Genomic DNA, 24304 nt, shown 5'->3' on the forward strand with positions numbered 1-24304 from the left:
CCCGGGGCGCGGATCAGCGCTTCTTGAGGACCAGTTCGGTGTTGCGGTCGCCTGCCGTGCCCGAGAGGTCCGTACGGGCGCCGGGCGCGTTGAAGGAAAGCTCCCGGTACAGCGCGGCGAGGCCGGTCTGGGAGAGGTCGGTGAAGTCCGTGCGGTGCGGGGCAGCCGACTCGACCAGGGTGGTGAAGAGCGAGAGCGTGCCGTCCTTGTTGTCGACCAGCTCGAAGACCCGGGCGAGCTGCGGGAAGTCGATGTGCGAAGCGGTGGTGACCTCCCAGAAGGAGCCGTGCGGCTGGATCTTGTTGCGGTGGCTGTGGCCGTTGATCCAGGCGACCGCGTTGCGGTGCTTGCCCAGCAGGGCGACGATCTCGTCGCCCGAGTGGTTCCGCTCGCCGGGACGGGCCGGGTCGGGGTGGGTGTTGGTGATGGTCCAGCTGTTGTGGTGGCTGAAGACCAGGACGTGTTCGTCCGCATGGGCCTTGAGCGTCCGCTCCAGCCAGTTCAGCTGCGCGGTGCCGACCGTGCCGGTGAAGTGGCCGCCCCTGCCGGTGGTGTCGAGGCTGATCCCGAGGACGCCGGGTGCGACCCGGAAGGTGTAGTAGAGGGTGTCGCTGTCGAGGTTGGCCCGGGTGTAGCCGTGTCCCACCGGCCCGGCGCCCGCGTGTGCGGGGTCGAGGTGGGCGGTGAGGTACTCGCGCGGGGTGAAGGGGGCGCGGGCCGGGTCCGGGGTGATGTGGCGCAGGTCCTTGCCGTGTCTGCGGACCAGGGCGGCGAAGTGGCTGCCGTCGAAGTCCCCGTTCCGCTGGTCCGTGGCCAGCTGGGTCCGCGCCTCGGCGGCCGGGATCTCGTACAGCTTCCGCCCGCCGGCCGCGAAGTCGGCCAGGAAGTGGCCCCGGGCCGCCATGGATCCGCTGGTGAGCGAGTCGTGGTTGCCGACGGTCGAGTACCAGGGCATACGCAGCCCCGGGCTGTTCACGGAGCGGACGGCCGCAGCGAGGAAGCCCTCGATGCGCGGGAAGCCGCGCTGCTTGTCCGTGTCGCGCAGGGCCGTGTCCGGGTGCCAGAAGTGCTTGATGCCGGAGTCCTGGACCCCTTCGTAGCGGTGCGGGTCACCGGTGTTGGGGGTGATACGGCCCCCGCTCATCACCTTGAGGAACCAGCCGAGTTCGGCGTGGGAGTTGTTGTCGGTGTTGTCCCCCGTGGTCATCACGAAGGAGAGCGGCGCCCCGGTGGCGGGGCCCGCGCGCAGCGCGTTGACGCGCTCGACCAGGGACACCGCGCCGGGCACCGTGAGCGCTTCCTGGGGGCGCCAGGCTGCGATGTCCGCGGGGCGCAGGAACTCGCCGCGCACCGGGTGCTGGACGTCGGTGAGGTGCAGGTCGGTGAGCTGGACGAAGGCGGCGAGCGTGGTGCGCCGGGTGGCGCGCCCGGCGCCCGCGGCGGCGAGCCCGTCCCGTACGACCCGGTCCCAGCCGGGGCCGTCGCCCAGCCGCCGGTAGCCGCTGCCGGGATGGCCGGTGCGGGGGGCCGCCGATGTGAGCAGGGTGGTGCCGGCCGGTGACGGCGCGGCGGGCATGGTGGGTACGGAGCGGAGTGCGGCGGGTACGGCGGCGCCGGGCACGGCCGGTGCGGGGGCGGCGGAAGCGCCGCTCCCGCTCCCGATGGCCGTGCCGACGCCGGCCGATACGGCTGCGGCCCCGGCGACGGCGAGAAAGGCGCGGCGGTCGAGCGCGCGGGCGGCGGAACGCATACGTGACATGACTCGGTCTCCCCGGGTGCGGACGCGTCTCCAACAGCGGCGGGGCTGGAATTTCCCCGCTCCTACGGATGGTTGGCAGCGGGCATGACCTGTGCGTGAACGAGGCCGCAACAGGCAACACCGATCACCGCACAGGGATCACCCGCTGCCGTCGGAGCGCCCGCCATCGGGGCACATCGGCCCGGCGGTCCCGGCCTGCACCTGTCCGCCAGGGCCGCCTCGCGCCCCGGTGGGCCGGAGTTGCCCTGTCTCATCCCGCTTTGACCGGGGTGGCGTATGGCGGAAGACCGCCAAGGAGTGGCCACCCGGCGGACAACTCTCCCCAAGAGAGGGTCATTTAGGTAAAGATCCGGTCATCAAGCTCCGGATTCCGGACCTTTTCTTCCACATACAGGGATGTAGATGAGCCTCGAATTCCCCAGCTCCATAACCCGGGCGAGACGCACGGCCCGGGTCGCCGCCGCCGCGGGCGTGGTCCTCGCCCTCGCCGCGGCCGGAGTCGCACCCGCGGTCGCCGCCGCGGGTCAGGACGGTCCCGCGCCCGCCGGCGTGAAGGCCGCGAAGCCCGCCGGGCCGGCCTCCGCCAAGCTCGGCGCGTCCGACGCACAGCTGCTCGGCCGGGCCGAGCAGGACGGTACGAAGTCCGTGACCGTCATGGTGGCCACCGCCCCGGGCGCGACCGCCCAGGTCCGCAAGCAGTTCGACGCCGTTCCCGGCGCGGTCGTCGGCAGGACCGACGACAAGCTGGGGTACGTGAGGGCCACCCTGCCGACGCCCAGGGCGGGTTCGGCCATCGCGGCGGCCGGGAAGCTCTCATCCGTCCACGGGATCGACCTCAAGCAGGAGATCCAGCTGGACGACCCGACCCCGGCCGGGGACACCGCGAAGGGCGCCAAGTCCAGTGCGTCGGCCGGACCGTACTCCGCTCCGGGCCGGAAGACCCCGGCCAGGAACCCGTACAACCCGTCCTTCGAGACGGGCGCCGTGGACTTCGTGAAACAGCACCCGAAGTCCGACGGCCGGGGCGTGACCATCGGCATCCTCGACTCCGGTGTCGACCTGGGCCACCCGGCGCTGCGGAAGACCAGCACCGGCGAGCGGAAGATCGTCGACTGGGTGACCGCGACGGACCCGGTGTCCGACGGCGACGGCACCTGGCTGCGGATGAACAGCGCCGTGACGGGCCCGGCCTTCACCGCGGCGGGCCGCACCTGGCGGGCCCCGGCCGGTTCGTACCGCTTCCAGACCTTCGCCGAGAAGGTCACGACCGGCGGCGACGAGGCGGGCGACCTCAACCGGGACGGCGACACCACCGATGTGTGGGGCGTGTTGTACGACCCGGCCGCCGGGACCGTACGGGTGGATCTGAACGGTAACGGTGACTTCACCGACGACGTCGCGATGAAGCCGTACAAGGACAAGTTCCAGATCGGCTACTTCGGCAAGGACGACCCGAGGACGGAGGTCGCCGAGCGGGTCCCCTTCGTGGTCGAGGACCGGAAGGACGTCGTCTACAACGCGGCGGGCGACACGTCCGACTACGTCAACATCGGTGTCATCCAGGGCGAGCACGCCACCCATGTCGCGGGCATCACCGCGGCGAACGGCCTGTTCGGCGGCGCGATGAACGGTGCGGCGCCGGGCGCCAGGATCGTCTCGTCGCGTGCCTGCACCTGGAGCGGCGGCTGCACCAACGTCGCCCTCACCGAAGGGATGATGGACCTCGTCGTCAACCGCGGCGTGGACATCGTGAACATGTCGATCGGCGGGCTGCCTCCGCTCAACGACGGCAACAACGCACGGGACGAGCTCTACAAGCGCCTCATCGACACCTACGGCGTCCAGCTCGTCATCTCGGCGGGCAACGAGGGCCCCGGCCTCAACACCATCGGCGACCCCGGCCTGGCCGACCACGTGATCTCCGTCGGCGCGACCATCTCCAAGGAGACCTGGGCCGCCGACTACGGGTCCGGCGTGACGAAGAAGAACGACATGATGCCGTTCTCCTCACGCGGCCCGCGTGAGGACGGCGGCTTCACTCCGACGCTCTCCGCGCCCGGCGCCGCAATCAACTCCACCCAGACCTGGCTGCCCGGCGCTCCGGTGAAGGAGGCGGGCTACTCGCTGCCCGCCGGGTACTCGATGCTCCAGGGCACCTCGATGGCGGCCCCGCAGGCCGCCGGCGCGAGCGCACTGCTCCTCTCGGCCGCGAAGCAGCAGCACATCGAGCTGCCCCCGGCCGATCTGCGCACCGCCCTCACCAGCACCGCCACCCACATCAAGGGCGTCCCCGCGCACGCCGAGGGCGCGGGCCTGATCAACATCGTCGGGGCCTGGAAGACCATCAGGAAGGGCGCGGACTCGAAGCAGGGCGCCGCGCACGAGTACACGGTCCAGGCTCCGGTCGACACCGCGATCGACGACGCCCTGAAGACCCCCGGCCGCGGCACCGGCATCTACGACCGCGAGGGCGGTCTGAAGGCCGGGCAGCAGAAGACGTACAAGGTGACGGTCGTGCGGACCACCGGGCCCGACCGGCCCGTCACGCACCGGCTGACCTTCCGGAACAACGACGGCACCTTCTCGCTCGCAGGACCGGCACAGGTGTCCCTGCCGCTGGGCAGGGCGGTGACCGTGACCGTCCGGGCGAAGCCGGCCTCGGCCGGGGTGCACAGCGCCATCCTCCAGCTCGACGACCCGAGGACGGTGGGCACCGACCAGCAGATCATGGCCACCGTGGTCGTCTCGGAGCCGCTCGCCAAGCCCTCGTACACCGTCAAGCACTCCGGCTCGGTGCAGCGCAACAGCACCACGTCGTACTTCCTGACGGTGCCGGAGGGCGCCAAGGCCCTTGAGGTCGGGATGAGCGCGCTGCGGTCGGGCAGCCAGACCCGGTTCATCTCGATCCACCCGTACGGGGTCCCGGTGGACGACACCGGGACGCCCAGCTGCTACCCGAACTACGACAACCCGGCCAACACCTGCCGTCCGGAGCTGCGCTCCTACCCGGACCCGGCACCGGGCGTCTGGGAGATCGAGGTCGAGGCCCGCCGTACCTCGCCCTACCTCGACAACCCGTACAAGCTGGATGTGGCGCTGCTCGGCGCCGCCTTCGACCCGGCCGTGCAGACCCTCCCCGAGGCCGAGGCGGGCACTGCGGCTCCGGTCGACTGGACGGTCCGCAACGGCTTCGCCGCCATCGACGGCACGCTGAAGGGCGGCCCGCTCGGCTCGTCCTTCGATGCGACGCCGACGATCGAGGAGGGTGAGAGCAAGACCACCACGGTCACCGTCCCCGAGGGCGTCGACCGGTTCGACGTGTCCATCGGCGGGACCTCGGACACCGGGGCCGACCTGGATCTCTACGTCTACCGGGGCGCCACCCAGGTCGGCTCGTCAGCGACCGGCGGCTCCGACGAGTCGGTCAGCCTGGTGAAGCCGGCCGCCGGTACGTACACCGTCGAGGTGGACGCCTACGCGGTGCCTGCCGGGTCGACGACGTACGGCTACCGCGATGTGTACTTCGCGCCGTCGCTCGGCTCGGTCGAGGTCGACGCGTCGAAGGCTGTGAAGCTCGCCACCGGGGCATCGGCGAAGCTCGGTGCCCGGATCGTCGCCGCGGGACCTGCGCCCGCCGGACGTGAGCTCTTCGGCCAGGTGCAGCTGCTGAACGCCCGTGGCACGGTCGCGGGCACCGGCAGCGTCCGGATCGCGAAGGTCACACCGTAACTGTGTGAAACGCCGTAACCGTGCGGAATAAGGTGTGAACAACAGGGGAGCGGGGCAGGCGCCAGAATCGGCGCCCGCCCCGCTGTCCGTTCCCCGGACAATGGATTGGACAAGGCGCCGCCAGTCGTACGCATGATGGTGCGGCCAGCCGTGGCCGCACCATGGCCAGCAACGAAGCGCAGCAGGTGCGCAGTGAGTACGGAGGAGTCACCGTGAGGGTCGGAATCGTCGGAGCCACCGGTCAGGTCGGCACAGTCATGCGCAAGATCCTCGCTGAGCGGGAGTTCCCGGTCGACGAGCTGCGGCTGTTCGCCTCCGTGCGCTCCGCGGGCACCACCCTCGCCTGGCAGAGCAAGGGCGTCACCGTCGAGGACGCGGCCACGGCCGACTACTCCGGCCTGGACATCGTGCTCTTCTCGGCCGGCGGCGCCACCTCCAGGGCGCTCGCGGAGAAGGTCGCCGCGCAGGGGCCCGTCGTGATCGACAACTCCTCCGCCTGGCGCGGCGACCCCGAGGTCCCGCTGGTGGTCTCCGAGGTCAACCCGCACGCCATCGCCGACCGCCCCAAGGGCATCATCGCCAACCCGAACTGCACGACGATGGCCGCGATGCCGGTGCTGCGCCCGCTGCACGACGAGGCCGGTCTCGAAGCGCTGATCGTCGCCACCTACCAGGCCGTCTCCGGCTCGGGTGTGGCCGGTGTCGCCGAGCTGCACGACCAGGCGGCCAAGGTCGTCCCCGACGCCGACCGGCTGACCCACGACGGCGGCGCGGTGGACTTCCCGGAGCCCGGCGTCTACAAGCGCCCGATCGCCTTCAACGTGCTGCCGCTGGCCGGCTCGATCGTCGACGACGGCTCGTACGAGACGGACGAGGAGCAGAAGCTCCGCAACGAGTCCCGCAAGATCCTGGAGATCCCCGGGCTGAAGGTCTCCGGCACCTGCGTCCGGGTCCCGGTCTTCTCCGGCCACTCCCTCCAGATCAACGCCCGCTTCGCCCGCCCCCTCACGGTGGAGCGCGCCTACGAGCTGCTGAAGGCGGCGCCGGGCGTGGAGATCTCCGAGATCCCGACCCCCCTCCAGGCCGCCGGTACGGACCCGTCGTACGTGGGCCGCATCCGCAACGACGAGACCGTGGAGAACGGCCTGGCCCTCTTCGTCTCGAACGACAACCTCCGCAAGGGCGCCGCGCTGAACGCCGTCCAGATCGCCGAGCTGGTGGCGGCGGAGCTCAGCGCCTGAGCCCACCGCAGCACTTTTCGGGGCGGCACAAGCCCCACAGCGGAGCGCACAGCCCCACGGCCGGGGCTGTGCGCTCCGCTGTTCCGCCCCTCCGCCGTCCCTTCCGCGGCCTCGCGGGACCGGGCCCGTCCCCTCCGGCCCACTCGGATGGCGGAAGGCGTGGAAGGATGAGCGGAAACGTCACATACCGAGGAGATGACCCGGGTGCCCGGCACAAATCTGACCCGCGAAGAGGCACGGCAGCGCGCGAGCCTCCTCACCGTTGACTCGTACGGGATCGACCTCGACCTCAGCGGCGCTCAGGAGGGAGGCACCTACCGGTCCGTGACCACCGTGCGCTTCCGGAGCGCCGAGGCCGGGGCCGAGACCTTCATCGACCTCATCGCGCCGACCGTGCACGAGGCCGTCCTGAACGGCACGCCGCTGGACACCGCCGCCGTCTTCAAGGACTCGCGCATCGCGCTCTCCGGGCTGCTCGCCGGCGAGAACGAGCTGCGGGTCGTCGCTGACTGCGCGTACACCAACACCGGTGAGGGCCTTCACCGCTTCGTCGACCCGGTCGACGACCAGGCGTACCTGTACACCCAGTTCGAGGTCGCCGACGCACGGCGGGTCTTCCCCAACTTCGAGCAGCCGGACCTGAAGGCGACCTTCCAGTTCACCGTGAAGGCCCCCGAGGGCTGGACCGTGATCTCCAACTCGCCGACGCCCGAACCGCGTGACCACGTCTGGGAGTTCGAGGCGACGCCGCGCATCTCGACGTACATCACGGCGCTCATCGTCGGCCCGTACCACTCGGTGCACAGCAGCTACGAGAAGGACGGCGTGTCCGTCCCGCTCGGGATCTACTGCCGTCCCTCGCTGGCCGAGTTCCTCGACTCGGACGCGATCTTCGACGTCACCCGGCAGGGCTTCGACTGGTTCCAGGAGAAGTTCGACTACGCGTACCCGTTCGCCAAGTACGACCAGCTCTTCGTGCCGGAGTTCAACGCGGGCGCCATGGAGAACGCGGGCGCGGTGACCATTCGCGACCAGTACGTCTTCCGCTCCAAGGTCACCGACGCCGCGTACGAGACGCGCGCCGAGACCATCCTGCACGAGCTGGCGCACATGTGGTTCGGCGACCTGGTCACGATGGAGTGGTGGAACGACCTCTGGCTGAACGAGTCGTTCGCCACGTACACATCGATCGCGTGCCAGGCGTACGCGGACGGTTCCCAGTGGCCGCAGTCGTGGACGACGTTCGCCAACTCCATGAAGACCTGGGCCTACCGCCAGGACCAGCTGCCGTCCACGCACCCGATCATGGCCGACATCACCGACCTGGACGACGTGCTCGTCAACTTCGACGGGATCACGTACGCCAAGGGCGCATCGGTGCTCAAGCAGCTCGTCGCCTATGTCGGCATGGACGAGTTCTTCCAGGGCGTGCAGGCGTACTTCAAGGAGCACGCCTTCGGCAACACCCGCCTCGCGGACCTGCTCGGCGCGCTGGAGAAGACCTCGGGGCGCGATCTGAAGGCCTGGTCGACGGCGTGGCTGGAGACCGCCGGGATCAACATCCTGCGCCCGGAGATCGAGGTCGACGGCGCCGGCCACATCACCTCCTTCGCCGTACGGCAGGAGGCGCCCGAGCTGCCCGCGGGCGCCAAGGGCGAGCCGACGCTGCGCCCGCACCGCATCGCCATCGGCTGCTACGACCTGGACGAGGACGGCAAGCTCGTCCGTACGAACCGGATCGAGCTGGACGTCGAGGGCGAGCGCACCGATGTGCCGTTCCCGCAGGACACCCCGCGCCCCGCGGTGATCCTGCTCAACGACGACGACCTGTCGTACGCGAAGGTGCGCCTCGACGAGGAGTCGCTGCGCGTCGTCACCGAGCACCTGGGCGACTTCGCCGAGTCGCTGCCGCGCGCCCTGTCCTGGGCGTCCGCCTGGGACATGACCCGCGACGGCGAGCTGGCCACCCGCGACTACCTGGCGCTCGTCCTGTCCGGGATCTCCAAGGAGTCGGACATCGGCGTCGTCCAGTCGCTGCACCGCCAGGTGAAGCTGGCACTCGACATGTACGCGGACCCCGCCTGGCGCGAGGCCGGTCTGACCCAGTGGACGGACGCGACGCTGGCACATCTGCGTTCCGCCGGCGCGGGCAGCGACCACCAGCTGGCGTGGGCCCGTGCGTTCGCCACGACGGCCCGTACGCCGCTCCAGCTCGATCTGCTGAACGGGCTGCTCGAAGGCGAGGAGACGATCGAGGGTCTGGCCGTCGACACCGAGCTGCGCTGGGCGTTCGTGCACCGGCTGGCCGCGGTCGGCCGGTTCGACGAGGAGGAGATCGCGGCCGAGCTGCAGCGCGACCGGACGTCCGCGGGTGAGCGGCACGCGGCGAGCGCCCGTGCCGCGCGTCCGACGGAGGCCGCCAAGGCCGAGGCGTGGGCGTCGGTCGTGGAGTCCGACCAGCTCCCCAACGCCGTCCAGGAGGCGGTCATCGGCGGCTTCGTCCAGACCGACCAGCGCGAGGTGCTCGCTCCGTACACGGAGAAGTACTTCGCGGCGGTCAAGGACGTCTGGGAGTCCCGCAGCCACGAGATGGCCCAGCAGGTCGCGATCGGGCTCTACCCGGCGCTCCAGGTGTCGCAGGAGACGCTGGACGCGACGGACGCCTGGCTGGAGTCCGCCGGGCCGAACGCCGCGCTGCGCCGGCTGGTGTCCGAGTCGCGCTCGGGCGTGGAGCGGGCCCTGCGGGCCCAGGCGGCGGACGCGGCCGCGGCGCGCGCGTAAGGCTGTGTGCGCATAACGCTGTGTGCGCATAGGGCTGTGTGCGCATAGGGCTGTGGGGCGCGCGTAGAGCCGTGGCGCGCGCCCGGGAATGAGTGCGGGGCGGGTGGTCGGGGTCCGGCAGGACCTCAGCCACCCGCCCCTTCCTCTGTGCGGGTTTCCCCCCGGCCTCCGGACAGAGGTGTCAGCGGTGCGCGAGGGTCAGGACGCGTTGTAGCGGCGGCGCAGCTCCGCAGTGCCCGCCTCGGTGAAGGTGCCGTGCAGGCGCATCCGCGCCACCCCGCCGTCCGGGAAGGTGTCCAGGCGTACGTGGGTGACGACCGCCTCGGACGGCAGCTTGAAGCGGTGCAGGGTGTCGGGCTGCAGCTTGGTCCGCGGGATGATCTCGAACCACTCGCCCGACTCGCCGTCGCGGCCGCTCAGCGCGATCCAGCCGGCGGCGTTGCCCTTGAGGTAGGCGGTGTCGATCTCCACGGCACGTACGGCACCCTGGGCGGCCAGCCGGAACCGTACCCAGTCGTTGGTGTCGCGGACGCGGCGACGGCGGTTCTCCCAGCCGTCGTCCATCTTGCGGGAGGTGCCGGGCAGGATGATCTGGGTCGGCGAGGAGTAGAAACGGTCCGACGCGTCCTCGTAGGCGGCGCCGTTGAGCACCGAGACCAGGTCGACCGTGGAGAGCAGGTCGAGCCACTCGGGGTCGGGCACGACCTCGCCGTGCACGCGGAGGCGGGCGACACCGCCGTCGGGGTGCTGGCAGAGCCGGACGTGGGTGTAGACGCGCTCGCCGGTGATCTCGAAGGCGTTGGCCGCGTGGCCGAGCACGGGGGAGCGCGGGACGATCTCCTCCCACTTCACGTCGTCGGCGAGCAGCTCATCGGGGCTCGGGGAGCCTTCCACCGTGGCGCCCTGGATCGATATCTGCTGCGGGTAGTTGCCGCGGAAGTGGGCGGTGTCGACGATGATCCCGCGGATGACGCCGGGGGCGCCGAGGCGGACGAGCGCCCAGTCGTGGTCGTCCGGGGTCGGGAAGGGCGTCTCGGCGGACGCACCGCGCCGGCGGCGGGTCTCCCAGCCGTCCATGATCTTGCCCTTGTGACCGAAGTGCTCGGGGTCGAAGACGGCGCGCTCGCGGACGAGCAGGTTCTCGCGCTCGGCGAAGAACTCGTCGTTGGCGGCGACGACACCCGCACCGAGGCGGCGGTCAGCCAGGTCGACCAGCTCGGTGAAGGCGTGGTCCCCCGAGCGGTAGTCGGCGTACGGGTCGCCGCCGCCGTAGGGGGCCGCGTCGTTGGCGTGGGGGTCCTGGGAGCTCGCTGCATCGGTGGAAGTCATGCTCCGACTGTCGCCCAGAACCAACGATCACGTCCATCGAAAGTTTCCACAGAATCCATTCAGTGGATCTGAACAATGCTACGGGTGGCCGCCCTGCCCGTCCGCGACCTCGCGCAGCGCGTCCAGCACCCGGCCGACCGCAGCACCCTCCTCGGCCCCGCGCCGCACCGCGGCGATCACATGGCGCTGCGGCTGGTCGGCGCTGAGCACCCGGGTCACCACCCCGCTGCGGCGCTCGCCGCCCACCGCCATCCTGGGCACCAGCGCGACCCCCATCTCCGCCTCCACCATGGCCAGGATCGCCGTCCAGCCGGCCGCGCTGTGCGCCTGCTCGGGGACGAATCCGGCGGCCTCGCAGGCCGCCGTGGTGATCTCCGACCAGGGGCCGCTGCCGCCGAAGATCCACGCCTCACCGGAGAGGTCCGCGAGCCGCAGGCCCTCGGCCGAGGCCAGCGGGTGCCCGGCGGGCAGCGCCACATCGAGCGGGTCGGCGAGCAGCGGTACCCGCGTGAAGCGCGGGTCGCGGGCGGTCGGGGCGTGGGCCGCGAGAGAGATCGCCAGGTCGACGTCGCCGCCCGAGAGCAGCTCGTACGCCTCGGCCGCCTCCGCCTCCCGGATGCGGACCTCGACGGCGGGGTGGCTGCGGCGCAGCGCGGCCACCGCGGGGACCACCAGGGCGGGAACCGCGGTGGAGAAGGCGCCCACCCGGACCTCGCCCGCCTCCCCCTGGAGGTAGCCGGCCAACTCGGCGTCCGCGCGCTCCAGCTGGGCGAAGACCGCCTCGGCGTGCCGGAGCACCAGATGGGCGGCGTCGGTGAGCCTGACCCGTCTGCCGTGCGCCACGAGCAGTGGTACGCCGAGCTGCTTCGCCAGGTTGGAGAGCTGCTGGGAGACGGCCGACGGGGTCATCCTGAGCACCTCGGCGGTGGCCGTGACGGTGCCGCGCTCGCTCAGGGTGCGGAGGATCTGGAGCTTCCGGATGTCCCACTCGGTCATGCCCGCAACCTATCCCCCGCGGGTCACCTCACCGGGCCCGGAAGATCCGGGGCGGAACGCAGAGGTGCCGCGGGACCGGTCGGGCGGCTCCGCGGCACATCGGGTCAAGAGGGCGGGTGTGAGGCCTTCTTGCTCAGATCTTCTTGTTCAGGCCTTCTGGCTTCAGGCCCCTTCTTGTTCAGGCCTTCTTACGGGACTTGTCGAGGACCATCACCAGTCCGGCAATGATCCCGAACAGCACGAGAGGTGTGATCACAAAGAGGCCGATCGTGTCGAAGACACTCAGGCCCGGACCGGGGTCGTCGCCGTCGTCGCGGGTCAGCGCGAGCGCGGGGGACGACATGAGCAGCATCATCAGCGTCGTACCGGCTGCTACGGCTCCGGCGCGCAGGGCGTTCTTCTTGTCCACGGACCAAACGTAGCGAACGGCTAAGTGGTCTGCGCGCCCGGGGGTGCCGTACGCGGCCGGAACTCAGCCATCAGGCGGTGCAGACGGGGTGAAGCGGCCACTTCCTCCAGGGTCATGGGCCTGCCCTGCGGCCCGGCGACCGGCAGCCGCCAGTTGGGATACTCGTCCCAGGTGCCGGGGAGATTCTGCGGCCTGCGGTCCCCCACCGCGTCCGGCAGCCAGATGCCCGTCATCCGGGCCGGGGTGCGCAGCAGGAAGCGGTGGACCGCGCGGACCTCCCCCTCCTCGTCGCCCGAGCCCTCGGGCAGCAGCCCGAGCCGGGAGAGGAAGCCGAGCCACTCGGCGAGTTCGGCCTTGTCCTCGGCCTGTTCCTGGCCCAGCGGGCGGGTCAGCAGGCCCAGGCGGTGGCGGAGTTCGACATGTTCACCGGTCAGCCGGGCCGCGGTGGACGGCAGATCGTGGGTGGTGGCCGTCGCCACACACTCCTCGCGCCACTCCTCCGGCGGCAGCGGCCGGCCCGTGCCGCTCCAGTCGCGCTCGAACCAGAGCACCGAAGTGCCCAGCACACCGCGGCGCGAGAGTGATTCGCGGACGCCCGGCTCGACCGTGCCGAGGTCCTCGCCGATGACGGCCGCGCCGGCGCGGTGGGCCTCCAGCGCGAGTACGGCCAGCATCGCGTCGGCGTCATAACGGACATACGTTCCGGTGGTGGGGTCGCCGCCCGCGGGTACCCACCAGAGCCGGAAGAGCCCCATCACATGGTCGATCCGGAGCGCGCCCGCGTTCCGCAGGATGCCTCTGAGCAGCCCTCGGTAGGGCGCGTAGCCGGTTGCTGCGAGCGAGTCGGGGCGCCAGGGCGGCAGACCCCAGTCCTGGCCGCGGGCGTTGAAGGCGTCCGGCGGGGCGCCGACGGACATCCCCGCGGCGAAGGTGGACTGCTGGGCCCAGGCGTCCGCGCCGTCGGGATGCACCCCGACGGCGAGGTCGTGGACCAGGCCGGTCTCCATGCCCGCCTCGCGGGCGGCGCGCTGGGCATCGGCGAGCTGGGCGTCGGTCAGCCAGGCGAGCCACATATGGAAGTCGACGCGGTGCTGGAGCGCCGCGCGGGCGCGGGCCGTCCCGTGCGAGCGGGGGTCGCGGAGCGGCGCGGGCCAGGTGTGCCAGTCGGGTCCGTGCCCCTCCGCCAGCGCGCACCAGGTGGCATAGTCCTCCAGCGGGCGGCCCTGGTCGGCGAGGTAGTCGGCGTAGGCGGCGCGTCTGCCGGGGCCGAGCGGCACCTCGTAGACCAGCTCCAGAGCCTCCTTCTTCAGCGCCCACACCGCGTCGCGGTCGATCAGCGCGCCCCGGTCGAGCACCGCCTCCCGCAGCACGGCGGCCCGGCGGAGGTGACTGCGGTCCTCGACGTACGCGTACTCGGGAACCGCCTCGACCCGCAGGTGGACGGGGTCCGGGAAGCGCCGCGACGACGGCCGGTAGGGCGAGGGGTCGGTGGGCGCTCCGGGCGCTGCCGCATGGAGCGGATTGACCTGGACGAATCCGGCGCCGTGCACCCGCCCGGACCAGGCGGCGAGATCGGCCAGGTCGCCGAGGTCGCCCATGCCCCAGGAGCGTGCGGACAGCAGGGAGTAGAGCTGCACCAGGAAGCCGTGGCTGTGGCCCGGCGGCTGCGGCACGCGTTCCGGCGCGACCACGAGTGCGGCCCGCACACTGCGCCCGTCGGCCGCCTGGGCATGCAATCGGTGCACGCCGAGCGGCAGTTCCTGCCACTTGTCGAGGGTGCCGCCCTGCTCGGTCTCGATCCGCAGCCGGGTGCCCGGCGGGAGGTCGCTTACGGCCGGGGGACGCTCACCGGGTCTGGCCACCACGGTCGGCGGCAGCAGCCGGTCCGCCAGGGCCGCCTCGTGCCGGGCGAGCGCCGCACTGACCGCCTCCGGTGTCGACGCGTCGATGTCGAGCGCGGCGAGGACAGCGATGACGGTGGTGTCGGAGACCGGGACGGTGACGTCCTCGGACGGTGCGTAGCTGGTGGCGACTCCATGCAGCGCGGCGAGCCTGGCAAGGCTCATGCGGACTCCCCGTTCAGGCTGCGGTCAGATCCCGGCAGCCGTTCCGTATGCGGTGGGCTCACTGGTCAACGGGGTGAAGTCAGCGAGCGGCGGTTCGCTGGTGAGGGGTGCGACATCGGAGAGCGGGGGCTCGCTCGTCAGCGGCAGCTCCATGGAGCTGGTGCTCGCGTCGGGGTCGGGCATCAGGTCCGGCACGAGCTCCGGAACGGTCTCCGGGACGGGTTTGGACAGGGCCGAGAGCAGAAGCTGCGCTGAAGCGGCCACGAGAATCTCCGTAAGGTCGGCGACGAGGTTGGACTCAAGCCCTACCCAGCGGGAGCGGCCCCATCCGTATTCGTCTCACCAACGTGCGCCGGGTCACATTCCGTTCCCCGCAGACGAAATTGTCCACACCTCCACCGGATCGGGCAATTCGGCACACCACCCGACCGCTCTGGCGCGCACCCGGAAACCCGCTCTGCCCGTGCGGCGACTGAGCGCGGACGGGTAGAGCGATGAGGCGATCACCCGATGAAGCAATGAACCGGTGAGGCGATAAAAAGTTGACGCGATCAACCGTTGACGCGATGAACCGGTGAGGCGATGAACCGGTGGGCGCATCAATCGATGACGCGATGAACCGATGACCTGTGCGGCGGCGATAGGGAGAGCGTGAGACTGTTCCGCTCCCTGGGGGGAGACCACGACGACGCCGGGGACGCGGCGCTGCTGCGAGCCGTGGCCAAGGGCGATCCGGCCGCGCTGGCCGCGCTCTACGACCGCCACGCCGGGTGGCTGCACGCCCGGCTCACCCGACGGTGCGCCGACCCCGACGTCGTACGGGAAGTGCTGCAGGACACCTTTGTCACCGTGTGGCGGTCCGCGGGCTCGTTCCGGGGCGACGAGGCCGGTGGCTGGCTGTGGGTGATCGCGGGCCGGCGGCTGGTCGACGCGCAGCGGGCGCTGACCCGCGCGGCCCGCACGGAGAGCGCGGCGCACGAGGCGGCCCCGGTGGCGCCGTCGGCCGAGGACCGGGTCCTGGCGGGGATCGAGTACGGGGATGTCGGCACCGCGCTCGACCGCATCTCGCCGGAGCTGAGCGACGTGCTGCGCGCCACGGTCATCGACGGGCTGACCACCCGCGAGACCGCGCAGCTGCTCGGCATACCGGAGGGGACGGTCAAGACGCGAGCGATGCGGGCCCGCCGTGAACTGCGCGCCGCGCTGGCCCGGCTGGCGCCCGACGTGGCACCCGGCGCAGGCCCCGTGAGAGGGACGGCATGAGCAGCAAGGACACCTCGCCGTACGCCTGGCACGTCGGCGGGTCTCTCGCGGCCCGCTACGCGTCGGGCAAGGCCGCCGAGAAGGACGCCTGGTCGCTGGAGAAGCACGTCGAGGCGTGCCGGCCCTGTGCGGCCCGGGTGTCGGCCGCCGTACGGGCATCGGCGGCGGGCCCAGCGCTGACGGAGGTCCGGGCCGCCGTGCTCGGGCAGGCTCGCGCCTCCCGGGCCGCCGGGGGGCGGCCCGGGGCCATCCGGAGTGCGCCGCACGGCTCATGGCGGGCCCGTGGCCGACCCACGGCACGGGCCCTCTGGGCGGCGGGTCCTGCGCTGCGCGGGCCATGGGTGGTGGCGGTGGTGCTGGTCGTGCTGGGGGCCGCCGGACTGGCTCACTGGGCCGGTCTCACCGGAGCCCGCGCCCTCCTGCTGGCTCTGGCCCCGGTGGCGCCGGTCGCCGGGGTCGCCCTGTCGCACGGGCGGCACGCCGACCCGATGCACGAGATCGTCACCTCGACCCCGACCGGCGGGCTGCGGCTGCTCCTGATCCGGACCACCGCCGTGCTGATGGCGGGTGTTCCGGTGCTCACCGGTGCCGAGGCGCTGCTGCCGGCCGGTGACGGCGTTCCTGGAGCGGCCACCTGGCTGCTGCCCGGTCTCGCGCTGACCCTGGGCTCACTGGCGCTCGGCTCGTACGTGGGCTGCCGGACCGCCGCCACCGTGCTGGGGACCGGCTGGGCCTGCGCGGTTCTGCTTCCGGTGGCTGCCGCGGGGCCGCCCGGTGCGACGTACCTGTTCGGCGCCCTGTCCGAGCAGCTCTCGCACATCGTCTCCGGCTCTTCCGCCCAGAGCGGCTGGGCCGTCGCGGCCACACTCTGCGCCGGGCTGCTGGCCCTGCGCCGCCACTCGTTCGACCGGATGGAGAAGGCATGAGCACCACCACGGGTACGGAAGATCCGCGCGGAGGACCGGGTGACAGCCACAGCGGCCGGGCGGCCGTCCGGCTCTCCGGGCTGACCGTCAGGCACCGCAGGACCACCGCTCTGGACTCCGTCGACCTCGACTTCGCCCCCGGCGTACACGGGCTGCTCGGCCCGAACGGCGCGGGCAAGACGTCGCTGATCCGGGTACTCGCCACCGTCGCGGCCCCGACGTCCGGGCGGATCGAGATGCTGGGCGAGGACATCGGCGAGCACCGGGGACGGACGGAGGTGCGGCGCGGACTCGGCTATCTGCCGCAGGAGTTCGGCTACTACCCGGGCTTCACGGTGCGCGAGTTCGTGGCCTACGTGGCGTGGCTGAAGGAGATGCCCCGGGCCGGTGCGGCGCAGGCCGTGGAGCGCGCTGTGGACCGGGTCGGTCTCGGCGACCGCATCGACACGAAGGTCAGGACGCTCTCGGGCGGCATGGTGCGGCGCGTCGGGATAGCCCAGGCCGTCGTGAACGAGCCGGACGTCCTGCTCCTTGACGAGCCGACCGCCGGTCTCGATCCGGAGCAGCGGGTCGAGTTCAGGGCGCTGCTCCGCGAGTTGGGCGAGGACTCCACCGTCGTCGTCTCCACCCATCTGGTGGAGGACGTCGCCGCAGCCTGCACGGATGTGACGCTCATCGAGGCGGGCAGGATCGCCTACCGCGGTACGCCTGCCTCGCTCACCGCCCTCGGCGAGAGCGCCGCGGGCCGTGGCCACGACGGCAATGCCATCGAGCGCGGCTACACCACCGCACTGCGTGCCCACCGCGCCGGCGCCCCACTCACGGCCCGGTCCGCCGGATGAGCACGGCCGTCCGCATGCAGTCACCCGCAAGCACGGCGGCAGTTCCGTGCCGCGCTCCCCGCCCCTGGGCCGCCGAACTGCGCCGCGGGCTCGCCCCCTGGGCGGCCGTGGCCACCTTCCTCACCCTGCTGGTGCCGCTGGCCGGCAAAGCCGCTTTCTGGCAGGGAAGTTGGGCGCAGACGGAGTACGAACTGCACACCGTCACCATGCTGCTCGGCGGCCCGCTGGCGGCCGCCGCCGGCTGCTGGCAGGGCGGCAGGGAGCACAGGCGCGGCACGGCCGAGCTGCGCGCATCGGCCTCCCGAAGCCCGCTCGCCCAGTTCCTGACGGCGTCGCTGCCGGTGGCGGCCGGCCCGGCGGCGGGCTCTCTGGCCGCCTCCGCCGCGGCGCTGCTGGCCAGTTGGCCGTACACATCGGCGGGCGGCCCTCAGCTCTCCGTCAATCTGGCGGACGCGCTGTGCCTGGTGGCGCTGGCTCTTGTGGGCCACACCGCCGGGCGGGCGGTGCGCTGGCGGCTGGCGGCACCGCTGGTCGCCGTCTGCGCGCTCGTCGTCCTCGGCGCGCCTTCCTACCAGGAGGAAGCGCAGGCCCGCTTCCTCGACCCCGCGCTCCAGTACGGCACCGGCGACGACCTGCCCGTGTGGTGGCAGCCGTACGCGATGACTCTCTGGATCTGCGGGCTCGCCGCTACGGTGGTGCTGCTGTGCACGGCCAGCCGCCGGGCCCGCCGGCTGGCCCTGCTGCCCCTGGCCGCCGCGTGCGCCGCCGCCGTGCTGATCGTGCAGTCGGGTTCATCGATGTGGCGCGAGGATCCGGCCGCCCGCCGGGAAACCTGCGCGGGAACGGCGCTCCGGATCTGTGTCACCGCCGTACACCGTGACCTGCTGCCGCAGGTGACCGCGGCTCTCGGCGGCATCGCCGGGCGTCTTGAGGAAGTGCCGAACGCTCCGGCCCGGCTCGATGACCTGGCCGGTCCGGCCCGGCCCGACGACAGGACCCTGCCGGAGTTCTTCCTCGGCCAGAGTGTCGTACGGGGCCGGCTCGCCGACCCGGAACAGTTCGCCTGGGAGGTCGGGGCGAAGCTGGCCTACGGATCCTGCGAAATCGGCGACGGCGACGACCGTCTCCTCCGTACCGGCAGCGCCGTACAGGACTGGCTGATCTCCAGCAGTCTCAGCGAACGGCGCCGGGCTGCCTGGGAATCTGTCTCACGCCGGCAGGGCAGGGCGGCCGATGTCGCCCGGAACAAGAAGGACCGCGCGGCCCTCGACCGTCTGACGGCCATGGAGCCCGGGGCACGGCGCGCCTGGCTCGGCCGCTACTTCGCGGCCGTCCGGGGGACCTGCCACCGGAACGAGGTACCCGCGCTGTGAGCGGCACCTCGCACGATCTCGGCCCGCACGCCCTGTACGCCCGTTCCCGCGGGCTGCCGCTCACCGCGTACACCCTCGCCGGGACGGCCGTGCTCGCCGCCTGGGCCGCCCACGCGCTGCACGCCTACCTCGGTCCCGGCCGTCTGGTGCCCGTCGTGGCGCTGGCGCCTATGCTGGCTGCCGCCGCGATCGGCACCGGGCTGCACGAGCACTCCGCCGAGCTGAACCGCACGGCCGTGCGCCCCTGGTGGCCGCGGCGACTGGCTGTCCTGCTGGCCCTGACCGCGCTCGCGGCGGGCTCGCTGGCGCTCGCCGTGCCGGGAGGCACGCAGGAGTTCGGCGCCGCGGCCATCGTCCGCAACCTCCTGGGCGCCGAGGGCATCGCGGCGGCGGGCGCCGCCATGATCGGCGCCCGGCTCAGCTGGCTGCCCGTGATCGCCTTCCTCAGCTCGGCGTACCTGGCAGGCGGCGGCCGCGCGACTCGGGCGGCCCTGGTGTGGGACTGGCCGGTGCAGCCGGGGGCGCACCCCGGCGCCTGGGTGACGGCCTCGCTGCTCTTCCTCGGCGGCGCCGCGCTGTACACGGTGCGCGGCGCCCGCGGGGAGGACACCGTCGGCTGACACGACCCGCCCCGGCAGCCGCCGGCGGCCCCCGGCGGGCCCCCAGTGACGCGGGCCGTCAGGCCGAGACGCCGTCGATCCGTGCCATGGCGTCGTCCGCGCCGAACGGCTGCAGGTACGGCAGCCAGCGCGGGTCCCGGTGTCCGGTTCCGATGATGCGCCAGGCCAGGCCGCTCGGCGGGGCGGGCTGGTGGCGCAGGCGCCAGCCCAGTTCCAGCAGGTGCCGGTCGGCCTTGACGTGGTTGCAGCGGCGGCACGCGGCCACCACGTTGTCCCAGCGGTGCTGTCCGCCGCGGCTGCGCGGAATGACATGGTCGACGCTGGTTGCGACGCCACCGCAGTACATACAGCGGCCGCCGTCACGCGCGAACAGTGCCCGGCGGGTGAGCGGGACGGGCCCCCGGTAGGGGACGCGTACGAATCGCTTCAGCCGTACGACGCTGGGCGCGGGGACGATGCGGGTGGCACTGTGCATGAAGGCGCCGGATTCCTCCAGGGAGACTGCCTTGTTCTCCAGGACGAGGACGAGCGCGCGACGGAGCGGTACGACGCCGAGTGGCTCGTACGACGCGTTGAGGACCAGGACGTGCGGCACGGTGGATGCCTCCTTGTACGCCGGCGGCGCGTGGCTCGCGCCGGGACGATCTGTCCTCAGTCTCTCCTCATGCCTGGTGGAAGCGCCACCAACGTCAGGTAACGGGCTCGGAGTGTTTTCGTCCACACCTGGCCGTTCCTGACCGTTCGCGCGCCGTTCCCGGCGGTTTTCAGGGGTTGTCAGCGGTTCCCGGCCGTTCCTGCCGGTTCCCCGCGTGGGATACGTCTCTCCGCCGAACAGGTCGTCGGAAGTAGCGGTGATGCGCCGTTAGTGTGGAGGTTCTGCCCGCTTCCCCTGGAGGTTTCCGCTGTGAACGCCGTGCATGCCGTGACCTGGTCACTAGCGACGGGTGACAGCTCTCGGCCCGGTACGGCCGACTCCCTGGACGACGCTCAGAAGTCCGCGACGAATGCCGCCGACTGGGTGCAGCAGAACTGGTCCACCTGGCTCTCGATCGGGCTGCGGATCATCCTGATCCTGGTCATCGCCACCGTGCTGCGCGCTCTCGTCCGGCGGGCGCTGACCCGGCTGATAGAGCACATGAACCGCAGCGCGACGGCTGTCGAAGGCACCGCTCTCGGCGGTCTCCTGGTGAACCAGGAGCGCCGTCGCCAGCGGTCCGAGGCCATCGGTTCGGTGCTGCGCTCGGTGGCGTCCTTCGTGATCCTCGGCACCGCGGCCCTGATGGTGCTCTCCACGCTCAAGATCGACCTGGCTCCGCTGCTCGCGTCCGCCGGGGTCGCCGGGGTCGCGATCGGATTCGGTGCGCGCAATCTGGTCACCGACTTCCTCTCCGGCGTCTTCATGATCATGGAGGACCAGTACGGCGTCGGGGACAGCATCGACGCGGGAGTCGCGACCGGCGAGGTGATCGAGGTCGGACTGCGGGTGACCAAGCTGCGCGGTGACAACGGCGCGATCTGGTACGTACGCAACGGAGAGATCAAGCGGATCGGCAACCTCAGCCAGGGCTGGGCGACGGCGGCCGTGGACGTCCAGGTCAAGCCGACCGAGAACCTGGAGCGGCTGCGCGAGGTGATCAGCGCGGCCGGGCAGGACCTGGCCAAGTCCGAACCGTGGAACGAACAGCTCTGGGGCCCGGTCGAGATCCTCGGCCTGGACTCCGTGCTCCTGGACTCGATGGTCATCCGGATCTCCGCCAAGACCATGCCGGGCAAGGCCCTCGGCGTGGAGCGGGAGCTGCGCTGGCGGCTCAAGATCGCACTGGAGGAGGCGGGCATCCTGGTCGTGGGCGGCCCCGTCACCGTCGACACGGAGGAGCCGCCGGCCGACTCGTCGGCCTCGGTGTCGGCCCCGTCCGCGCTGGCCAGCCCGACGTCGCCGCAGTCGCTCGCCGCGTCGCCGATCCCTCCGCAGAACCTCTCGAAGTAGCGGCCCCGAGCGGCGGCGGCTTCCGGAGCCCGCACACCGCTGTTCACTCTCCGTACGCATGAGCGCCCCGCAGGACACGCGGGGCGCTCATTTCGTGTGCCGAGGTAACGCTTTGGTTGCCGGACCGGGACAGACCATTGACGCCCGGCTGACCTGCGGCCTACGTTCCTTCCAACGAATTGGAAACTTTCCTAACAGTGCTTCCCGGCAGTGCATTCCCGTTCCCGGCAGTGCGCTCCGGCAGCGCATTCCCGGCGTGCACTCCCGACAGTGCACTCCTGACAGCGGCGCGAGGGGCAGGTACGTACGACATGGCCGGTGGCACGACTCCAGGAACCCCCCGCGTGCTGCGGGCGATGAACGACCGCGCCGCCCTCGACCTGCTGCTCGAACACGGACCGCTCTCCCGCACGAAGATCGGCAAGCTGACCGGGCTCTCCAAGCCGACCGCCTCCCAACTGCTGGCGCGGCTGGAGGCCGCCGGTCTTGTGGTGGCCACCGGCACCAGCGAGGGGCGACCCGGACCGAGCGCGCAGCTCTACGCGGTCAACGCCGCGGCCGGCCACGCCGCCGGGATCGATGTGAACCCGCAGCGCATCCGGGCCGCCGTCGCGGACATCACCGGACGCACCGTCGGCGAGTTCCGCCTCGCGACCCCCGGCAGACGCGGCACCGGCGTGGTCCGGCAGGTGACCGACGCCCTGGACGGCGCCACGAAGGCCGCCGGACTGGTGCGGGCCGATCTGCGGCGCGTGGTGGTGGGCACCCCCGGCGCCTTCGACCCGAACACCGGCCGGCTGCGGTACGCCTCCCATCTGCCCGGCTGGCACTCCCCCACCCTGCTCGACGAGTTGGCGGCCGCGCTGCCGATGCCCGTCGAGTACGAGAACGACGTCAATCTGGCCGCCGTCGCCGAACAGCGGCTGGGAGCCGCCCGCGGTCACGAGGACTTCGTACTGCTCTGGAACGAGGAGGGCGTCGGCGCCGCCGTCGTCCTCGGCGGCCGGCTGCACCGCGGCTTCACCGGCGGCGCCGGCGAGGTCGGCTTCATGCCGGTGCCCGGCGCTCCGCTCGTACGCCAGGTGACCAAGGTCAACGCAGGGGGCTTCCAGGAGCTCGCCGGCTCCCAGGCGCTGGCCAGGCTGGCCCGGGAGCTGGGCATCGAGGAGATCGGCAGCGGTTCGCACATCGAGGTGGCGAGCGCGCTGATCTCCGAGGCCGCGCGGGCCGACGGGGGACCGTACCGCCGCCTTCTGGAGGTCTTCGCCACCGCGGTGGCCACCGGTCTCGCCTCGCTGGTGGCGGTGCTCGACCCCGAACTCCTGGTGCTCTCCGGCGATCTGATCGTCGCGGGCGGCGAACCGCTGCGTGAACTCGTCCAGGGCGAGCTGGCCGAACTGGCCGCGTCCCGGCCCCGGCTCGTCCTCGGCTCCGTACGCGAACAGCCCGTCCTGCGCGGGGCGCTGGAGAGCGCACTCGCCACCACCCGCGACGAGGTGTTCGACACCTCGGCCCACTGACCCCCGCAGGTTCCGCTTCCCCGAGCGCCCGCGAGCAGCTCCGCAAGCACCGCCCCGTACAGCACCAGCTCCGCGAGTCAGTACCCCCGTACAGCCCCAGATCTGCCAGAGGGAGATTCCGTCATGCCCAGAAACCGCCGACTGGCCGCGGCCGTCGTCGCTGCCGCATCCATGTCCCTGCTCGCCTCGGCCTGTACGGGTCAGAGTTCGGGCGGCGCGACCGACGACGTGAACGCGAAGACCACCATCACCTTCTGGCACGGCTGGAGCGCCGCGAGCGAGGTCAAGGCGATACAGGCGGACGTCGACCGGTTCGAGAAGATCCACCCGAACATCAAGGTGAAGGTCGTCGGCAACATGACCGACGACAAGATCAACCAGGCGCTGCGCGGCGGCGGTTCGGACGCCCCCGACGTCGTCTCCTCCTTCACCACCGACAACGTCGGCAAGTTCTGCTCGTCCGGTGCCTTCGCGGATCTGAAGCCCTTCCTCGCCAAGTCGAAGATCGACCTCGACAAGACCTTCTCCAAGCCGCTCCAGGACTACACGCAGTTCGACGGCGTGCGCTGCACCCTGCCGCTGCTCAGCGACGCGTACGCGCTCTACTACAACAAGGCCGAGTTCAAGGACGCCGGGATCACCGCGCCGCCGAAGACCTGGACCGAGTTCGACCAGGACGCCGTCAAGCTGACGAAGTCCAAGGGCGACTCGTACCAGCAGCTCGGCTTCATGCCGGACTTCCACGGCTATGAGTCGACACCGAGCCACATGGTGGCGCAGTGGAGCCCCACCTACGTCGGCAAGGACGGCAAGTCCAATGTCGCCAAGGACCCCGCCTTCGCGAACATGTTCACCTGGCAGCAGAACCTGGTGAAGAAGCTGGGTGGCTTCACCAAGCTGGAGAAGTACCGGGCCACGTTCGGTGACGAGTGGGGCGCCAAGCACCCCTTCCAGACCGGCCAGGTCGCCATGCAGGTCGACGGCGAATGGCGGCTCGGGATGGCCCAGGACGCCAAGTCGAAGGTGGACATCGGCATCGCGCCGCTGCCGGTCCCCGACGACCAGGCCGCCTCGTACGGCAAGGGCTACATCACCGGCACGATCGCCGGTATCGCGTCGACCAGCAAGAAGCAGAACGCCTCCTGGGAGTTCGTGAAGTACATCACCACCGACACCGACGCGGTCGTGGACTTCGCCAACGACATCCACAACATCCCGTCCACGCTGGCCGCGCTCAAGTCGCCGAAGCTGAAGTTCGACCCGCGGCTGAAGACGTTCCTGGACATCGCGCAGAACCCGGCCTCCAACACCACTCCCCCGTCGGTCAACGGCGGCACCTACCAGGTGACCCTCCAGGACTTCGGATACGACTTCGAGTCCGGCAGGGCGAAGGATCTGAAGGCCGGTCTGCGGAAGACCGCGTCGCAGATCGACAAGGACAACGAGAAGGCGAAGTAGCCTCG

The 24304-nt window shown here is 71.5% G+C and carries 18 protein-coding genes; 11 read left to right on the plus strand and 7 right to left on the minus strand.

Features of this window, described 5'->3' with window-relative positions:
• Positions 1–13 precede the first annotated feature (13 nt).
• On the minus strand, positions 14–1759 hold the full coding sequence (locus tag OHB13_RS11280) for a TIGR03767 family metallophosphoesterase (RefSeq protein ID WP_328376959.1): 1746 nt from the start codon (positions 1757–1759) through the stop codon (positions 14–16).
• 402 nt (positions 1760–2161) lie between these two features.
• On the opposite strand from OHB13_RS11280, the gene OHB13_RS11285 reads away from it, so the two are divergent.
• The 3 genes from OHB13_RS11285 to pepN all read left to right on the plus strand — a co-directional run bounded on the left by OHB13_RS11285 (position 2162) and on the right by pepN (position 9510).
• The gene (locus OHB13_RS11285) at positions 2162–5488 is read left to right on the plus strand and encodes a S8 family serine peptidase (RefSeq protein WP_328376960.1); all 3327 of its coding nucleotides are present in this window, start codon (positions 2162–2164) and stop codon (positions 5486–5488) included.
• Positions 5489–5700: 212 nt separating this feature from the next.
• Complete coding sequence (locus OHB13_RS11290) at positions 5701–6729, plus strand: aspartate-semialdehyde dehydrogenase (protein ID WP_266856990.1); 1029 nt, start codon at positions 5701–5703, stop codon at positions 6727–6729.
• Between the two features lie 204 nt (positions 6730–6933).
• Positions 6934–9510, plus strand: coding sequence for an aminopeptidase N (pepN, locus tag OHB13_RS11295; protein ID WP_328376961.1), 2577 nt, complete (start codon positions 6934–6936; stop codon positions 9508–9510).
• A 198-nt stretch (positions 9511–9708) separates the two neighbouring features.
• Here pepN and alc read toward each other — a convergent pair whose 3' ends face one another.
• The 5 genes from alc to OHB13_RS11320 form a co-directional block, all read right to left on the minus strand.
• A complete protein-coding gene (gene alc, locus OHB13_RS11300) occupies positions 9709–10839 on the minus strand; it encodes an allantoicase (protein ID WP_266856986.1) in 1131 nt (376 codons plus the stop codon).
• A gap of 78 nt (positions 10840–10917) precedes the next feature.
• Positions 10918–11835: a LysR family transcriptional regulator gene (locus OHB13_RS11305; RefSeq protein ID WP_328376962.1), complete on the minus strand. Its 918-nt coding sequence runs from the start codon at positions 11833–11835 to the stop codon at positions 10918–10920.
• A 178-nt stretch (positions 11836–12013) separates the two neighbouring features.
• Positions 12014–12244 (minus strand): hypothetical protein, encoded by a 231-nt coding sequence (locus tag OHB13_RS11310; protein ID WP_266856982.1) that lies wholly within the window; start codon positions 12242–12244, stop codon positions 12014–12016.
• A 20-nt stretch (positions 12245–12264) separates the two neighbouring features.
• Positions 12265–14310 carry a 4-alpha-glucanotransferase gene (gene malQ / locus OHB13_RS11315; protein ID WP_328376963.1) on the minus strand — a complete coding sequence of 682 codons (2046 nt, stop codon included), beginning with the start codon at positions 14308–14310 and terminating at the stop codon, positions 12265–12267.
• A 24-nt stretch (positions 14311–14334) separates the two neighbouring features.
• Positions 14335–14574, minus strand: coding sequence for a hypothetical protein (locus OHB13_RS11320; RefSeq protein ID WP_164265240.1), 240 nt, complete (start codon positions 14572–14574; stop codon positions 14335–14337).
• A gap of 387 nt (positions 14575–14961) precedes the next feature.
• Here OHB13_RS11320 and OHB13_RS11325 point away from each other — a divergent pair, with 387 nt between their 5' ends.
• From OHB13_RS11325 to OHB13_RS11345, 5 genes are read left to right on the plus strand one after another with little or no spacing between them, the layout of a single operon-like run.
• Positions 14962–15573 (plus strand): RNA polymerase sigma factor, encoded by a 612-nt coding sequence (locus OHB13_RS11325; RefSeq protein WP_328376964.1) that lies wholly within the window; start codon positions 14962–14964, stop codon positions 15571–15573.
• On the plus strand, positions 15570–16499 hold the full coding sequence (locus OHB13_RS11330; RefSeq protein WP_328376965.1) for a zf-HC2 domain-containing protein: 930 nt from the start codon (positions 15570–15572) through the stop codon (positions 16497–16499). Before OHB13_RS11325 ends, OHB13_RS11330 begins: the two co-directional genes overlap by 4 nt.
• On the plus strand, positions 16496–17341 hold the full coding sequence (locus OHB13_RS11335; protein ID WP_328376966.1) for an ABC transporter ATP-binding protein: 846 nt from the start codon (positions 16496–16498) through the stop codon (positions 17339–17341). Before OHB13_RS11330 ends, OHB13_RS11335 begins: the two co-directional genes overlap by 4 nt.
• 14 nt (positions 17342–17355) lie before the next feature.
• Positions 17356–18714, plus strand: a complete 1359-nt coding sequence (locus tag OHB13_RS11340) for a hypothetical protein (RefSeq protein ID WP_328376967.1) — start codon at positions 17356–17358, stop codon at positions 18712–18714.
• Entirely contained in the window at positions 18711–19334 is a 624-nt protein-coding gene (locus OHB13_RS11345) for a hypothetical protein (protein WP_328376968.1), read from the plus strand. Before OHB13_RS11340 ends, OHB13_RS11345 begins: the two co-directional genes overlap by 4 nt.
• 58 nt (positions 19335–19392) lie before the next feature.
• Here OHB13_RS11345 and OHB13_RS11350 read toward each other — a convergent pair whose 3' ends face one another.
• Positions 19393–19929, minus strand: coding sequence for an HNH endonuclease (locus OHB13_RS11350; RefSeq protein ID WP_266856976.1), 537 nt, complete (start codon positions 19927–19929; stop codon positions 19393–19395).
• A gap of 327 nt (positions 19930–20256) precedes the next feature.
• Between OHB13_RS11350 and OHB13_RS11355 the strand changes: the two genes are divergently transcribed.
• The 3 genes from OHB13_RS11355 (at position 20257) to OHB13_RS11365 (ending at position 24299) form a co-directional block, all read left to right on the plus strand.
• A complete protein-coding gene (locus OHB13_RS11355) occupies positions 20257–21321 on the plus strand; it encodes a mechanosensitive ion channel family protein (protein WP_328376969.1) in 1065 nt (354 codons plus the stop codon).
• A 311-nt stretch (positions 21322–21632) separates the two neighbouring features.
• Positions 21633–22841 carry an ROK family transcriptional regulator gene (locus tag OHB13_RS11360; RefSeq protein ID WP_266856974.1) on the plus strand — a complete coding sequence of 403 codons (1209 nt, stop codon included), beginning with the start codon at positions 21633–21635 and terminating at the stop codon, positions 22839–22841.
• A 123-nt stretch (positions 22842–22964) separates the two neighbouring features.
• Positions 22965–24299, plus strand: a complete 1335-nt coding sequence (locus tag OHB13_RS11365; protein WP_328376970.1) for an ABC transporter substrate-binding protein — start codon at positions 22965–22967, stop codon at positions 24297–24299.
• Positions 24300–24304 lie beyond the last annotated feature (5 nt).

Source organism: Streptomyces sp. NBC_00440, assembly GCF_036014215.1.
Taxonomy (GTDB): domain Bacteria; phylum Actinomycetota; class Actinomycetes; order Streptomycetales; family Streptomycetaceae; genus Streptomyces.

Excerpts from the sequence above, each read along its gene's own strand:
- OHB13_RS11365 (WP_328376970.1), top strand. The coding sequence starts at position 22,965 with ATGCCCAGAAACCGCCGACTGGCCGCGGCCGTCGTCGCTGCCGCATCC.
- OHB13_RS11330 (WP_328376965.1), top strand. The coding sequence starts at position 15,570 with ATGAGCAGCAAGGACACCTCGCCGTACGCCTGGCACGTCGGCGGGTCT.
- OHB13_RS11335 (WP_328376966.1), top strand. The coding sequence starts at position 16,496 with ATGAGCACCACCACGGGTACGGAAGATCCGCGCGGAGGACCGGGTGAC.
- alc (WP_266856986.1), bottom strand. The coding sequence starts at position 10,839 with ATGACTTCCACCGATGCAGCGAGCTCCCAGGACCCCCACGCCAACGAC.
- OHB13_RS11360 (WP_266856974.1), top strand. The coding sequence starts at position 21,633 with ATGGCCGGTGGCACGACTCCAGGAACCCCCCGCGTGCTGCGGGCGATG.
- OHB13_RS11305 (WP_328376962.1), bottom strand. The coding sequence starts at position 11,835 with ATGACCGAGTGGGACATCCGGAAGCTCCAGATCCTCCGCACCCTGAGC.
- OHB13_RS11280 (WP_328376959.1), bottom strand. The coding sequence starts at position 1,759 with ATGTCACGTATGCGTTCCGCCGCCCGCGCGCTCGACCGCCGCGCCTTT.
- OHB13_RS11340 (WP_328376967.1), top strand. The coding sequence starts at position 17,356 with ATGCAGTCACCCGCAAGCACGGCGGCAGTTCCGTGCCGCGCTCCCCGC.
- malQ (WP_328376963.1), bottom strand. The coding sequence starts at position 14,310 with ATGAGCCTTGCCAGGCTCGCCGCGCTGCATGGAGTCGCCACCAGCTAC.
- OHB13_RS11285 (WP_328376960.1), top strand. The coding sequence starts at position 2,162 with ATGAGCCTCGAATTCCCCAGCTCCATAACCCGGGCGAGACGCACGGCC.